Annotated in this window: 15 protein-coding genes; 8 read left to right on the top strand and 7 right to left on the bottom strand. The window is 68.3% G+C overall.

Annotated features, from left to right (window positions below; translation table 11 throughout):
• Window positions 1-789 (bottom strand): aspartate carbamoyltransferase catalytic subunit (locus tag Q0L89_RS00530; RefSeq protein ID WP_296761660.1); only part of this gene is annotated, 789 nt, incomplete at its 3' end.
• A 143-nt stretch (window positions 790-932) separates the two neighbouring features.
• Between Q0L89_RS00530 and Q0L89_RS00525 the strand changes: the two genes are divergently transcribed.
• Genes Q0L89_RS00525 through moaB form a run of 3 tightly spaced genes read left to right on the top strand, consistent with a single transcriptional unit; the run spans window position 933 to window position 2,911 of the window.
• Entirely contained in the window at window positions 933-1,748 is an 816-nt protein-coding gene (locus Q0L89_RS00525) for a uracil-DNA glycosylase (protein WP_296761657.1), read from the top strand.
• Window positions 1,745-2,362, top strand: coding sequence for a LysE family translocator (locus Q0L89_RS00520; RefSeq protein ID WP_296761656.1), 618 nt, complete (start codon window positions 1,745-1,747; stop codon window positions 2,360-2,362). Before Q0L89_RS00525 ends, Q0L89_RS00520 begins: the two co-directional genes overlap by 4 nt.
• A 6-nt stretch (window positions 2,363-2,368) precedes the next feature.
• Window positions 2,369-2,911: a molybdenum cofactor biosynthesis protein B gene (moaB, locus tag Q0L89_RS00515; protein ID WP_296761654.1), complete on the top strand. Its 543-nt coding sequence runs from the start codon at window positions 2,369-2,371 to the stop codon at window positions 2,909-2,911.
• Window positions 2,912-2,924: 13 nt separating this feature from the next.
• Here the strand turns inward: moaB and Q0L89_RS00510 are convergent, their stop codons facing one another.
• Window positions 2,925-3,746, bottom strand: coding sequence for a protein-disulfide reductase DsbD domain-containing protein (locus tag Q0L89_RS00510; protein WP_296761652.1), 822 nt, complete (start codon window positions 3,744-3,746; stop codon window positions 2,925-2,927).
• Between the two features lie 158 nt (window positions 3,747-3,904).
• Here Q0L89_RS00510 and Q0L89_RS00505 point away from each other — a divergent pair, with 158 nt between their 5' ends.
• Window positions 3,905-4,483 (top strand): YqgE/AlgH family protein, encoded by a 579-nt coding sequence (locus Q0L89_RS00505; protein WP_296761649.1) that lies wholly within the window; start codon window positions 3,905-3,907, stop codon window positions 4,481-4,483.
• An 8-nt stretch (window positions 4,484-4,491) separates the two neighbouring features.
• On the opposite strand, the gene Q0L89_RS00500 is transcribed toward Q0L89_RS00505, so the two are convergent.
• On the bottom strand, window positions 4,492-5,460 hold the full coding sequence (locus Q0L89_RS00500; protein ID WP_296761666.1) for an L-threonylcarbamoyladenylate synthase: 969 nt from the start codon (window positions 5,458-5,460) through the stop codon (window positions 4,492-4,494).
• Between the two features lie 125 nt (window positions 5,461-5,585).
• On the opposite strand from Q0L89_RS00500, the gene Q0L89_RS00495 reads away from it, so the two are divergent.
• The 4 genes from Q0L89_RS00495 (at window position 5,586) to Q0L89_RS00480 (ending at window position 9,257) form a co-directional block, all read left to right on the top strand.
• Entirely contained in the window at window positions 5,586-7,283 is a 1,698-nt protein-coding gene (locus Q0L89_RS00495) for an acyl-CoA dehydrogenase (RefSeq protein ID WP_296761646.1), read from the top strand.
• Window positions 7,283-8,347 (top strand): MBL fold metallo-hydrolase, encoded by a 1,065-nt coding sequence (locus tag Q0L89_RS00490; RefSeq protein ID WP_296761644.1) that lies wholly within the window; start codon window positions 7,283-7,285, stop codon window positions 8,345-8,347. The genes Q0L89_RS00495 and Q0L89_RS00490 overlap by 1 nt, the downstream gene beginning before the upstream one ends.
• A 67-nt stretch (window positions 8,348-8,414) precedes the next feature.
• Complete coding sequence (locus Q0L89_RS00485; RefSeq protein ID WP_296761641.1) at window positions 8,415-8,549, top strand: aa3-type cytochrome c oxidase subunit IV; 135 nt, start codon at window positions 8,415-8,417, stop codon at window positions 8,547-8,549.
• A gap of 45 nt (window positions 8,550-8,594) precedes the next feature.
• Window positions 8,595-9,257 carry a hypothetical protein gene (locus Q0L89_RS00480; RefSeq protein WP_296761639.1) on the top strand — a complete coding sequence of 221 codons (663 nt, stop codon included), beginning with the start codon at window positions 8,595-8,597 and terminating at the stop codon, window positions 9,255-9,257.
• Between the two features lie 142 nt (window positions 9,258-9,399).
• Here Q0L89_RS00480 and Q0L89_RS00475 read toward each other — a convergent pair whose 3' ends face one another.
• The 4 genes from Q0L89_RS00475 to greA all read right to left on the bottom strand — a co-directional run bounded on the left by Q0L89_RS00475 (window position 9,400) and on the right by greA (window position 12,076).
• The gene (locus Q0L89_RS00475; protein WP_296761637.1) at window positions 9,400-9,729 is read right to left on the bottom strand and encodes an AzlD domain-containing protein; all 330 of its coding nucleotides are present in this window, start codon (window positions 9,727-9,729) and stop codon (window positions 9,400-9,402) included.
• Complete coding sequence (locus tag Q0L89_RS00470; protein ID WP_296761635.1) at window positions 9,720-10,436, bottom strand: AzlC family ABC transporter permease; 717 nt, start codon at window positions 10,434-10,436, stop codon at window positions 9,720-9,722. The genes Q0L89_RS00475 and Q0L89_RS00470 overlap by 10 nt, the downstream gene beginning before the upstream one ends.
• A 116-nt stretch (window positions 10,437-10,552) precedes the next feature.
• Complete coding sequence (locus Q0L89_RS00465) at window positions 10,553-11,578, bottom strand: hypothetical protein (protein ID WP_296761632.1); 1,026 nt, start codon at window positions 11,576-11,578, stop codon at window positions 10,553-10,555.
• Between the two features lie 27 nt (window positions 11,579-11,605).
• A complete protein-coding gene (greA, locus tag Q0L89_RS00460) occupies window positions 11,606-12,076 on the bottom strand; it encodes a transcription elongation factor GreA (protein ID WP_296761629.1) in 471 nt (156 codons plus the stop codon).
• Between the last annotated feature and the right edge of the window lie 61 nt (window positions 12,077-12,137).

The raw sequence follows: 12,137 nt of genomic DNA, 5'->3' as shown, positions 1-12,137 counted from the left end.
GGGGTGCATCACGATGGCGTCGTCGGCGGCATAAGCCAGTTTCTCGGTGTCCAACCCGAAGCGGTGATAGTATTCGCGCTCCGAGGGGATGAAACCGCCGTCCATTCGCTCGCGTTGCAGGCGCAGCATCATCACCACGTCGGCATCCTTCAGCCCCTCGGCCATGTCGTCGGTCATCTCGGCGACCATGTGGCCGACGCCCGAGGGCATCAGCGTGGGCGGGCCGACCAGACGCACGCGGTTTTCCATCAGCCCCAGCAGGATCATGTTCGACCGCGCCACCCGGCTGTGCGCGATATCGCCGCAGATGGCGATGTTGAGTCGGTGCAGCCGGCCCTTGGCGCGCCGGATCGTCAGCGCGTCCAGCAGCGCCTGGGTGGGGTGTTCGTGGCGCCCGTCGCCGGCATTGAGGACCGCGCAGTTGACCTTCTGCGCCAGCAGGTCCACCGCGCCCGATTGCGGATGGCGCACAACCAGCAGGTCGGGATGCATGGCGTTGAGCGTCATCGCGGTGTCGATCAGCGTCTCGCCTTTCTTGATGGAACTGGCCTGCATCGCCATGTTCATCACGTCGGCGCCAAGGCGCTTGCCCGCCAGTTCGAAACTGGCCTGGGTGCGGGTCGAGTTCTCGAAGAACATGTTGATCTGGGTCAGACCGGCCAGCGCGTCGCCGTGCTTGATGTCGCGGCGGTTGAAATCGACATAGGTATCGGCCAGGTCGATGATCTCGGTAATCGCCGCCGGTCCCAGCGGTTCGATCCCCAGCAGGTGACGGTGTGGAAATGACATGGCCTGCTCCCGCTCGCTCTGGCGCGGTTATAGGAACCAACGGCCATCGGGGCAAGCGTCGCCGCGGGTTTGCCGCTGCTAGGCGCGCGACCGCGATGGCAAACCGTGTTCCATGGCGGCGGCAGACGCAGTAGCCTGCGGGCATGGATTCGGGGCTCGAACATCAAACCGCGCGGGCGCTGCTGGAATGGCAGCTCGAACTTGGCGCGACCGAGGCGATCGGCGACGCGCCGGTGAACCGCTATGCGCTTGGGGCCGCGACCGCCCCGGCGCCGCACACGGCCGCCTCTGCCGCTACTGCGACCGCGCCACAGGCCCCCGTCGCGCCGCAGGTCGTGGCCCCGGCGGACCCGGTCGAGGAGGCCCGCCAGCGCGCCGAGGCGGCGCCCGACCTCGCGGCGCTGAGCGCGGCGCTGGCGGATTTCCCCCATTGCGACCTGCGCCGCGGTGCCCGCAACCTCGTGTTCGCCGATGGTAACCCGGCCGCCCGCGTGATGATCATCGGCGAGGCGCCCGGCCGCGACGAAGATCGCGCCGGTCTGCCCTTCGTCGGTCGTGCCGGGCAATTGCTGGACCGGATGCTTGACGCGATCAGGCTGTCGCGCAAGGCCGAGACGCCCGAAGCGGCGGTCTACCTCACCAACATCCTGCCCTGGCGCCCGCCGCAGAACCGCGACCCGACGCCACAGGAAATCGCCATGATGGTGCCGTTCATGCGCCGGCACGTCGCGCTGGTCGCACCCGAGGTGGTGGTTTTGATGGGCAATATCAGTTGCCAGGCGGGGTTGGGCCGGCGCGGTATCACGCGGCTGCGCGGGCAGTGGACGCAGGCCTACGGCCTGCCGGCGCTGCCGATGTTCCACCCCGCTTACCTGTTGCGCAAGCCGCACGCCAAGCGCGCGGCATGGGCCGATCTTCTGGATTTGCAGGCCAGGTTGAGGGAAGGCGCGGGCGCATGATCGAGCCGGCCACCCTTCTGGCATTCGTGCCGGCCGCGCTGGCGCTCAACCTGACGCCGGGGGCAGACATGATGTTCTGCCTGGGCCAGGGGATGCGCGCCGGCGCCCGCCCGGCGCTGGCCGCCAGCGCCGGGATATCCGCCGGCGTGTTCGTGCATGCGCTGGCGGCGGGGTTGGGGCTGAGAGCGCTGATCGCCGCGCTGCCCGGCGCGCTGGAGGCGATCCGATGGGCCGGGGTGGCCTACTTGCTGTGGCTGGCGTTCGGCGCCTTGCGCGCCGGTCTGGTCACCGGTGGTGGCGACGCCCTGTCGGCGCGCGCCGCGTTCCGGCAGGGTCTGGCGGTGAACCTGGCCAACCCCAAGGTGATTCTCTTCGTGCTGGCCTTCGTGCCGCAATTCGTCGACCCGGCGCGCCCGGTGATGGCGCAGTTCGCCGGGCTGGGCGCGGTGCTTGCCCTGGGCGGTTTCGCGGTCAACGCGGGCGTTGGTCTTTCGGCCGGGGGGCTGGGTCGCCGCATGGCCGGCAGCGCCGCCTTCGCGCGCGGCGCGGGGTGGCTGAGCGCGGGAATCTTCGCGGCGCTGGCGGTGCGGCTGGCAGTTTTTCAAAAGGGGTGAAAACGGATGACCGAAAATGACATGACCAAGGATTTCATACCCGTGCGGATCGCCGTGCTCACGGTCTCCGACAGCCGCGATGCTGCGCAGGACCGCTCGGGCGACACCCTTGCCGCCCGGATCGAGGCGGCCGGCCACCACCTGGCCTGTCGCCGCATCCTGCGCGACGAGCGCGACCAGATCGCCACGCAACTGCGCGCATGGTGCGCCGATCCGGCCATCGACGCGGTGATCTCGACCGGCGGCACCGGACTGACCGGACGCGATGTAACCGTCGAGGCGCACCGCGATGTCTACGAAAAGGAAATCGACGCCTTCGGCACCCTGTTTGCCATCATCAGCATGAACAAGATCGGCACCAGCGCGGTGCAAAGCCGCGCCACCGCCGGGGTGGCACAGGGCACATACCTGTTTGCGCTGCCGGGCAGCCCCGGTGCCTGCAAGGATGCCTGGGACGAGATCCTCGCGCCGCAACTGGATTACCGCCACGAACCCTGCAATTTCGTCGAGATCATGCCCCGGCTCGAAGAACACAAGCAGCGCAAGTAACCTCGCGGGGGTCTCAGGGCGCCGGACAGCCCTTGATATCGACCGCGCGATCGCGGCCCAGCACTGTCAGGCGCAGCCCGGCGCGGTTGATGGCGAAGGCGTCGCCCAGCACATGCGCCATCCGCGTATGCAGTCGCAGGGTGTCGCCCTGGCGCGTGCTTTCGCCTTCGGCGACCCAGATTTCGGGGTCGTCGGTTTCCAGCAACACGATTTCCGCGCCGCCGGCCTGCGACATCTCGATCGTTGCGGTTACCTCCATGCCGTCGTGGCCCGGCCGGACGCGGCACGATACCTTTCCCACCCCGGCCTCGGCGGCGGTCAGCGGCATGTCGGCCAGCGCTTGCTGGATGCGCGGATCGGGGCGCGCCTTGGCCGCCGGCAGCACCTTGTCGAAGTCCAGCGTCACCGGCACGCAGACATCCTGGCACACGCCAATGGCAAAGCGCCCGGTCAGGCGGATGTCTTTGCCGGGGGCCTTGGCCGCCACGCGCAACGGCAGCACCAGCTCGCCCTTGTAGCCGACCGAGCGCATGCCGCCCTGACGAAACACAATCGGGGTTGGCCACAACGGCTGCGCGCCCGTCAGGTTACGCGCGCCCCGCAGGTCAAGCTCGGGCGGAATGCCGGCATCGCCCGGCGCGCGCCAGTAGGTCTTCCACCCCGGCGCCAGCGAGATCCGCAGCGCCGCGACGTGCACCCCCGGCCCGGCCCGCCAGCCGGGCAGGACACTGAGGCGCGCCATGCTCTCCTGCGCTGCCGCCACCGCGGGCAGCGCAAGGACGAGGGACAGCACCGAAAACAGTCGAAACAGGGGGGCGAGGCGGTATCCGGTCATCCCCCGGACATGCGATATCGCGCCGAAAAAGCCAACTCACATTCATGCGAGCGATGCGCGGCGACGCGCCGGCCAGCGCTTTCTTGCGCAGGCTTTGCTTGAACTGTCGTGGCCTTCGTTCCATGTTTGCCACGTTGTTCCCGAGCCGAGTCCGAGCCATGCCATCCAGTACCAGTGAATCGTTTGACCTGACGGGGAAGCTTCTGATCGCCATGCCGGGGATGGGGGACATGCGGTTTCAGGCCTCGCTGATCCTGATCTGTGCCCATTCCGACGATGGCGCCATGGGGCTAATCGTCAACAAGCCGACCGCCGACGTGCGCCTGTTCGACCTGTTCGATCAGCTTTCCATCGCTCGCACCGACGACGCTTGCGATCAGCCCGTTCATATCGGCGGGCCGGTGGAACACGCGCGCGGTTTCGTGCTGCACGGCACCGATTACAGTTCGCCGCTGAACACGCTGGATATTCCCGGCGGTTTCGGCATGACCGCCACGCAGGATGTGCTGGAAGCAATGGCGCATGGGCAGGGCCCGGAACGCGCGCTGGTGATGCTGGGCTATGCCGGCTGGGGCGGCGGGCAGTTGGAGGATGAGGTGGCGCAGAACGGCTGGCTGACCTGCGAGGCCACGCAGGAACTGGTGTTCGCCACGCCCGACGCGCGCAAGTGGGAAGCGGCGCTGGCCTCGCTGGGCATCGACGCGATGACGCTGTCGTCGTCGGCCGGGCGCGCCTGAGCCGCGGCTTAGCCGCGCGGTGCTGCGGCGCGGGCCAGGCGGTCGTTGATCGCACGGCCCAGCCCGTGGTGGGGGATGGGGGCGACGGCAATGGCGCGGGCGCCGCCCGCGTCCAGTTGGTGCAGGTGGCCGAACAGGTTTGCCGCCGCCTCGGTCAGATCGCCGGTGTCCGACAGGTTCAGATCACAAGCGCCGGACCCGAAGCCGAGGTAGACCTCGCCTGCGCGCGGGGCATGCGCCTCCAGCCGCAGCGTTGCCGCCGGTGCGTAGTGCGATGCCAGTTGCCCGGGCGCCGTGGGCGCGGCTTCGTCCGGCGCGGTTTCATCACCCCCCGGCGCGGCCAGTGGCGTGCCAAGCGCCGCCTCGATCGCCTCGGCCGGCAGGCCGCCGGGGCGCAACAGAACCGGCGTACCCGAAAGCCCCACGATGGTGCTTTCCACGCCTACCGGGCAGGGCCCGCCGTCGAGCACCGCCTCGATCCGCCCCGACAGACCGGCCAGCACATGCGCAGCCGTCGTCGGGCTGATGCGCCCCGACGGGTTGGCCGAGGGCGCCGCCACCGGCCCGCCGAACGCCGCCAGCAGGCGCCGCGCCAGCGGGTGCGCGGGCACCCGGATGGCCAGCGTATCCAGCCCCGCCGTCACCAGCGGCGACAGGCCCGCGTCGTCGCGCAGCGGCAGCACCAGCGTCAGCGGCCCGGGCCAGAACGCCGTCGCCAGCGCCTCGGCCTGCGCCGGCCACGCGACGTAGCGCCGCGCCGTTTCGGCGCTGTCGACATGCACGATCAGCGGGTTGAACCGGGGGCGGCCCTTGGCCTCGAATATGCGCGCCACGGCGCGGCCCTGGCGCGCGTCGGCACCCAGCCCGTAAACCGTTTCCGTCGGTAGCGCGACCAGCCCGCCCCGTGCCAGAATGGCGGCGGCCTGCGCGATTCCGTTCGCGTCGGGCGCAAGCGTTCGGGTGGCGGTGCTGGGCATTTTCGTCGTGACGCCGCGTTCCGGGTTGATGGGGCTGCGCGTGCTTATACTGTTGCACGGCAGGAGCCAGTGCATACAAGCGGCCGGGTCCGATGCCAAGCCGTTTCGCATGAAGGAGGGATGCCATGGCGTACCGCGCCCCCGTCGAGGACTACAAGTTCATCTTCGCCCACGTTTCGGACATGGTGGCCGTTTCCGCGACCGACCGCTTTGCCGAGGCCACCCCGGACGTCACCGATGCCATCCTGACCGAGGCCGGGCGCCTGACCGAAGAGGTCATCGCGCCCCTGCGCCGGGTCGGCGACGAGACCCACTCGGTGCTGGAAAACGGGGTGGTGCGAACGCCGCCGGGCTACCCGGAGGCATTCAAGGCGCTGACCGAGGGCGGCTGGGTCGCCATCTCGGCCGATCCCGACTACGGCGGCATGGGCTTGCCGATCTCGTTGACCACGGCATTTAACGAGATGATGTCGGCGAGCGACCTGTCGCTGGGCCTGTGCCCGCTGCTGACCCAGGGCCAGATCGAGGCGCTGGAACACCACGCCAGCGACGCCATCAAGGCGCTTTACCTGCCGCGGCTGATCAGCGGTGAATGGACCGGCACCATGAACCTGACCGAGCCGCAGGCCGGCAGCGACGTTGGCGCGCTGAAAACCCGCGCCGTGCCCAATGACGACGGCACCTACGCGATCACCGGGCAGAAGATCTACATCACCTGGGGCGATCACGATTTCGGCGGCAATGTCTGCCATCTGGTGCTGGCGCGTCTGCCCGACGCGGCGCCCGGCACCAAGGGGATCAGCCTGTTCATGGTGCCCAAGTTCATCCCCGACGACGAAGGGAACCTTGGGCCCGCCAACGCGCTGTCGGTAGTCAGCCTTGAGGAAAAGCTGGGCATTCACGCCAGCCCCACGGCGGTGATGCAGTTCGACGGCGCCACCGGCTGGCTGGTGGGGGCCGAGAACAAGGGCATGGCCGCGATGTTCACGATGATGAACAACGCCCGCCTTGCCGTTGGCGCGCAAGGCGTGGGCATCGCCGAGGGGGCGACCCAACAGGCGTTGGCCTACGCCGCCGAGCGCAACCAGATGGGCCCGATCATCGAACATGCCGACGTGCGGCGCATGCTGCTGACCATGAAGGCCGATACGTTCGCGGCCCGCGCCATCGTGCTGAACTGCGCCGCGGCGCTGGACATGGCGCGCGCCACCGGCCAGGCCGACTGGCAGGCCCGCGCCGCGCTGCTGACCCCGATCGCCAAGGCATTCGGCTCGGACACCGGCATCGCGGTGGCCGGGATGGGCGTTCAGGTGCATGGCGGCATGGGGTTCATCGAGGAAACCGGCGCCGCGCAATTCTTGCGCGACGCCCGCGTCACTGCCATCTACGAGGGCACCAACGGCATCCAGGCAATGGACCTGGTCGGTCGCAAGATGGCCGATGGCGGCGAGGCCGCTGCGCGCCTGGTGGACGAGATCGAATCGCTCGCCGAAACCGCGCGCGCGGCGCTGCCCGACATGGCCGAATCGGTCTGGCAGGCGGGCGAAACCCTGCGCGAAGCGGTGGAATGGCTGACGGCACAGGACAACATGCCCGACCGCTTTGCCGGGTCGGTGCCTTTCCTGCAAGGCTTCGCGCGGGTGCTTGGCGCGCATTACCACTTGCGCGCGGCGATGGCCGAAGGCGTCGACGACGGCCCGCGCACCCGGCTCGCGCGGTTCTATATCAACCGCCTGCTGCCCGAGCATTCCGGCCTGCTGGCCCATGCCACCGCCGGGGCCGACGACCTCTACGCCTTTGTCACGCGGGAGTTGGCGGTTTGATGGATGGGGCGCTCACCGGCATCCGGTACCCGTGGCCCGACCCGCCCGAGGCGGGGCAGGCGATCGAGGTGGCGCCGGGGGTGCTGTGGCTGCGCCTGCCGCTGCCCTTCGCGCTGGATCACGTCAACATATACGCGCTCGACGAGGGCGACCACTGGACGCTGATTGACACCGGCGTGAAATCGCGCCGCAGCACCGAGTTGTGGAATGATCTGCTGGCCGGCCCGCTGGCCGGCAAGCCGGTGGGCCGGGTGATCCTGACCCACCACCACCCCGATCATGTCGGCATGGCCGGTTGGTTCATGGATCACCATGGCGCCGAGCTGTGGACCACGCGCACTGCGTGGCTGATGGCGCGGATGCTGATCCTCGACGCCGAGGATGCCCCCAGCCCGCAGGCGGTGGCGTTCTGGCGCGCCGCCGGGATGGCCCCCGACATCCTGCAAGAGCGGCTGTCGCAGCGGCCCTTCAACTTCGCCGACATCGCGCATCCGCTGCCGGTCGGGTACACCCGGGTGCAGCAGGGCGACGTGATCCGCGCCGCCGGGCGCGACTGGGACGTGCATATTGGCGCCGGCCACGCGCCCGAACACCTGACGCTGTGGTCGCGCGACGACGCGCTTGTCATCGCGGGCGACCAGATGCTGCCGTCGATCAGCCCCAATATCGGCGTCCACCCGACCGAACCCGACGCCGATCCGCTGGCCGACTGGCTGGAGGCCTGCGCGCGGCTGGAGGCGCTGGCGCGGCCCGATCACCTGGTGCTGGGCGGGCACAAGCTGCCGTTCACCGGGCTGCCATTGCGGATGCGCCAGTTGCAGGACAATCACCATGGCGCACTTGGGCGCCTCGCGCGTCACCTTGCCACCCCGCGCACGGCGGTGGAGTGCTTTGCCCCGCTGTTCAAGCGCAGCATCGACAGCGGCACCTACGGGCTGGCCATGGTCGAGGCGGTGGCGCATCTCAACCACCTGCACGGGGGCGGGTTCGTCACCCGCACCCGCCGCGCCGACGGCGCATGGATCTGGCACTGCCCGGACCCGGAAATACACCCGGGAAATTGACCGGTGACAGGGTTTGGGCAATAAGGTAGGACGACGCGCAAACCGCAACAGGGGAAGGACCGCGAACATGGCAGACCACGAGCACGGCAACATGGACATCACCGAGAAGGAAAAGACCTTCGAAGGCTTCATAAAGGCCTCTACCTGGGTGGGCGGCATAGCCATCGCGGTGCTGATCTTCCTGGCGATCTTCAATAGCTGAGCACCGGCTCCCGCGCCGGGCCGACATACGGGGAAGGGCATCGCGATGCGTTTCTGGATTGCCGCGCTTGTCGCGATAACGCTGGTCTCGGGCTGCGCGGTCAAGACCGATCCGCCGGTCAGCGACGAGGCAGTGACACGCGCCGCCTACCGCCACAACGGCCCGCCGAAGCTGACACTGTTCACGATGATTTCGAACGACACCGGCTCGGGCGCACACACGTCGCTGATGATCAACGGTTCGCAGCGGGTGATCTTCGACCCGGCCGGAACGTTCCGAAAGGCCGGCAAGATCGTGGCGCGCGGTGATGTCGTCTATGGCGTGACACCACAGGTCGCCGATGTCTACACCCGCTTCCACGCCCGCGAGACGTACCACGTCCAGGTGCAGGAGGTGCCAGTGTCGGCCGACACCGCGGAGAAGGCACTTCAGATCGCCACGGCCTATGGCGAGGTGCCCGATGCGCAATGCTCGGTAAGCACCTCGCGCATCCTCGCCCAACTTGACGGCGTCGGCAGTAGTTTCAGACAGACATGGTACCCGCGCAATCTGGCCGAGCAATTCGGTCGCCTGCCCGGAGCGACCTCGCGCAAGCTTTACGAATACGACGACGCCGACAAGACCAAGGCTCTGCGTGCCTATAACCCCGGGGCCGTCGCCGCCGACCGTGCCAGGGCCGACAGGAATACCGCGAAAAAAGAGGGCTGAGGGCAACAGCCTTCCGACATTCGGCCCGCGCGTTCAGTACGCCATGCTTTGGTCGTCACAGGGCGTTGTTCGCGCGTAAAAGGGCGCGGCCTGCGTGCGCGTACAGCCGCACCGGCACTGCGGCCTTGTCGCTCTTCGCGCTTCACCCCAACAGGTAGAGCAGCCCGTAAAGCGTGGCGGCCCCAAGGCCGATCGCTGCCAGGACATTCTTGGTGAAATACCCCACCCCCAGCGTGACCAGCGCCGCGGCCAGGCGTGGCGCATCGAGCTGGCCATCGGTGGCGCCGGGCCAGGCCACCATCGGGGCGACCAGCGCCGGCAACACCGCCACCGCCGTGTAGCGCAGGTGGCGCAGCACCCATGGCGGCATCGGCCGGTCGCCGATCAGACCGAGGAACACGAAGCGCAGCCCGAAACTGCCCAGCCCCAGCAGGATGATCACAACCCAGACCTGTGTGCTGTCTAGCTCCATAACCCGCGCCTTTCCAGCCACATCTCGACTCGCGCGCCGGCCATCATGCCGCCCATCCCGGCCAGGATCAGGCCCAGGTTATACGGCAGTCCCGCCAGCACCAGCGCCAGCGCCACCGCGACCAGTGCCGCCACCTTGTGCGCGGCGGTGCGCAGCATCGGCGCGATCAGCGCGATGAAGGTGATCGGCACCGCGAAATCCAGTGCCAGCCCCGCCGGCATGGCCGACCCGATCAGCGCCCCCGCCAGCGTCATCGCGTACCACATCGGGCAGATCGGTGTCATGGTGCCGAAGAAATAGGCGATCTTCTGCCCGACGCCCCAGTCGGGCTCGGTCTCGTACTTGGCGATCGAGCAGGCATAGGTCTGGTCGACCATGAAATAGGCCACCAGCACGCGCTGCCACAGCGGTGCACGCCCCAGGTGCGGCGTCAACGAGGCCGAATACATCGCCATGCGCAGGTTGATCGCCAGCGACGAGGCCAGAACCACCACCGTCGGCGCGTTGTCGACCATCAACTGTACCGCCGCGAACTGTGCCGCGCCGGCGATCACTACGATCGAGAACGCCATCGTCTCGACCAGGTTCAGGCCCGCCTCGGTGGCAACGACGCCGAACAGCATCGCGAACGGGGTGACCACCAGCAGAAACGGCGCCCCGTCTCGGACGCCGCGCCAATAGGCGGATCGCTGGGTTTCAAGCGGCATGCGCGCGGCCTCTCAGACGGGGAATGCACCGGGTCGGGCAAAGGGTTAGCCGCGATGCGCAGGGGATGCAACGCCCCCTGCCATGTGGGGCGGGTGACCGGAAAGGGGCGGGGGCCTCAGCCGAAGATACCCGCCACGCGCCCCACCAGCATGAAGGCGCGCGCCGTGCGTGTGCTTGCAAGCTGCGATATGTCGGTGTCGGTGGCGGTTTGCTCGAACTCCACCAGCATCCGGTCGAAGCGACGCAGGAAGTGATGCGCGGCATCGCGAAAGATCGGGTCTTGTTTCATCCGCCCCGCCGTCAGCGCCAGCGACGAGCGGTCGCGGATACCGCCAAGCGCAGCCACGGCGCCGCCCCGTTCGCCGGCGGCGAAGCGGCGCCAGACCTCGGTGCGCGCCATGTCGGGGCGCAGGTCGTCCATGTAGATTCCGTCCTGGCTGAGCAGCGTCAGCACGTCCTGGCTGGCGCGAATAAGCTGCGCCGCCTCGCGGTCGCGCAGCGCCTTGCGCAGGGCGGCGAAACCGGCCTCGTCCTCGGTTGTCTCGGGGAAATTGAGCGCGAGGATGAAATCCGCGCGCGACAGCGCCGGGCCGATTTCCTCGACCGGGGTTCCCAGCGGCAGCGGTGCCTGGTCGTCGCCCGCTTCGCCGTCGCCGCTACCATCCGCCGCCGGCCGGGGCGCGTCGCGCAGCGGGGCGCTGCGTTCGCGCGTGGTGGTGAACACGGCCAGCGCCGTTTCGGTCTTTTTCTGCGCCTCGGCGATCTCTTCCAGCTTGGCCGCCAGGGTCTTGTCACTGCGCGCGCCGTTCATCTGGCTCTGGGCGACATAGGCGTGGCGAATCGCGTCGATGGCGGCTTGCAGGCGATGGCTTTCCTCGCGCATCACGCGGCTGGCGCGCGCCGCCGTGGCCGCGACCCAGATCATCGCCACGGGCAGGAACACCACCAGCATCGTGAGAAGGAAACCGCCGCCTGTCGCCGGCGCGGCTTCGTCCCCCGCGAAAAGGAAATAGTAACCCGCGCCGCCCAGCCACAGCACCGACATCACCACCGCGGTGATTTCGATCCCGGTGATGCGGCCCTGCACGGGCCGGTCATGGATGCCCGGCAATGCCGGGCGGCTGTCGCTTTTGTCGGACATGCGCCCGTCTTCCCGATTACCCGCCTATCAGGAATACACGATTTTCAGGATCTCGTAGGATTTTTCCCCACCGGGGGTGCGCACCTCGACACTGTCGCCCTCGTCCTTGCCGATCAGGGCGCGCGCGATGGGCGACTTGATGTTGAGAAGACCCTTCTCGATATTGGCCTCGTGCTCGCCCACGATCTGCCAGGTCTTTTCGTCGTCGGTGTCCTCGTCCACGACCGTGACCGTCGCGCCGAACTTGATCGGCCCCGACAACTTGGCCGGGTCGATGACGTCGGCCAGCGAGATGGCGCTTTCCAGTTCCTTGATGCGCCCCTCGATGAACGACTGCTTCTCGCGCGCCGAGTGATACTCGGCGTTCTCCGACAGGTCGCCGTGTTCGCGGGCCTCGGAAATCGCCCGGATGATCGCCGGCCGTTCGACCGACTTGAGCTGTTTCAGCTCGGCCTCAAGCGCGGAATGCCCCGCGCGTGTCATCGGTATCTTTTCCATGGCTACCCTGCGTCGTGATGAAAGTCGGGATTTGTCACCAAACCGTGTAAATCCGCTTAGA

The sequence above is a fragment of the Sediminimonas sp. genome (assembly GCF_024637375.1).
Classification (GTDB): domain Bacteria; phylum Pseudomonadota; class Alphaproteobacteria; order Rhodobacterales; family Rhodobacteraceae; genus Sediminimonas.
This window is presented reverse-complemented; position numbering and strand designations above follow the sequence as displayed.

What these genes read in the sequence shown, in the direction of transcription:
- Q0L89_RS00525 (WP_296761657.1), top strand. Translation starts at nt 933, where the DNA reads ATGGATTCGGGGCTCGAACATCAAACCGCGCGGGCGCTGCTGGAATGG.
- Q0L89_RS00485 (WP_296761641.1), top strand. Translation starts at nt 8,415, where the DNA reads ATGGCAGACCACGAGCACGGCAACATGGACATCACCGAGAAGGAAAAG.
- Q0L89_RS00465 (WP_296761632.1), bottom strand. Translation starts at nt 11,578, where the DNA reads ATGTCCGACAAAAGCGACAGCCGCCCGGCATTGCCGGGCATCCATGAC.
- Q0L89_RS00495 (WP_296761646.1), top strand. Translation starts at nt 5,586, where the DNA reads ATGGCGTACCGCGCCCCCGTCGAGGACTACAAGTTCATCTTCGCCCAC.
- Q0L89_RS00500 (WP_296761666.1), bottom strand. Translation starts at nt 5,460, where the DNA reads ATGCCCAGCACCGCCACCCGAACGCTTGCGCCCGACGCGAACGGAATC.
- Q0L89_RS00520 (WP_296761656.1), top strand. Translation starts at nt 1,745, where the DNA reads ATGATCGAGCCGGCCACCCTTCTGGCATTCGTGCCGGCCGCGCTGGCG.
- Q0L89_RS00490 (WP_296761644.1), top strand. Translation starts at nt 7,283, where the DNA reads ATGGATGGGGCGCTCACCGGCATCCGGTACCCGTGGCCCGACCCGCCC.
- greA (WP_296761629.1), bottom strand. Translation starts at nt 12,076, where the DNA reads ATGGAAAAGATACCGATGACACGCGCGGGGCATTCCGCGCTTGAGGCC.
- Q0L89_RS00475 (WP_296761637.1), bottom strand. Translation starts at nt 9,729, where the DNA reads ATGGAGCTAGACAGCACACAGGTCTGGGTTGTGATCATCCTGCTGGGG.
- Q0L89_RS00470 (WP_296761635.1), bottom strand. Translation starts at nt 10,436, where the DNA reads ATGCCGCTTGAAACCCAGCGATCCGCCTATTGGCGCGGCGTCCGAGAC.
- Q0L89_RS00480 (WP_296761639.1), top strand. Translation starts at nt 8,595, where the DNA reads ATGCGTTTCTGGATTGCCGCGCTTGTCGCGATAACGCTGGTCTCGGGC.
- Q0L89_RS00510 (WP_296761652.1), bottom strand. Translation starts at nt 3,746, where the DNA reads ATGACCGGATACCGCCTCGCCCCCCTGTTTCGACTGTTTTCGGTGCTG.
- moaB (WP_296761654.1), top strand. Translation starts at nt 2,369, where the DNA reads ATGACCGAAAATGACATGACCAAGGATTTCATACCCGTGCGGATCGCC.
- Q0L89_RS00505 (WP_296761649.1), top strand. Translation starts at nt 3,905, where the DNA reads ATGCCATCCAGTACCAGTGAATCGTTTGACCTGACGGGGAAGCTTCTG.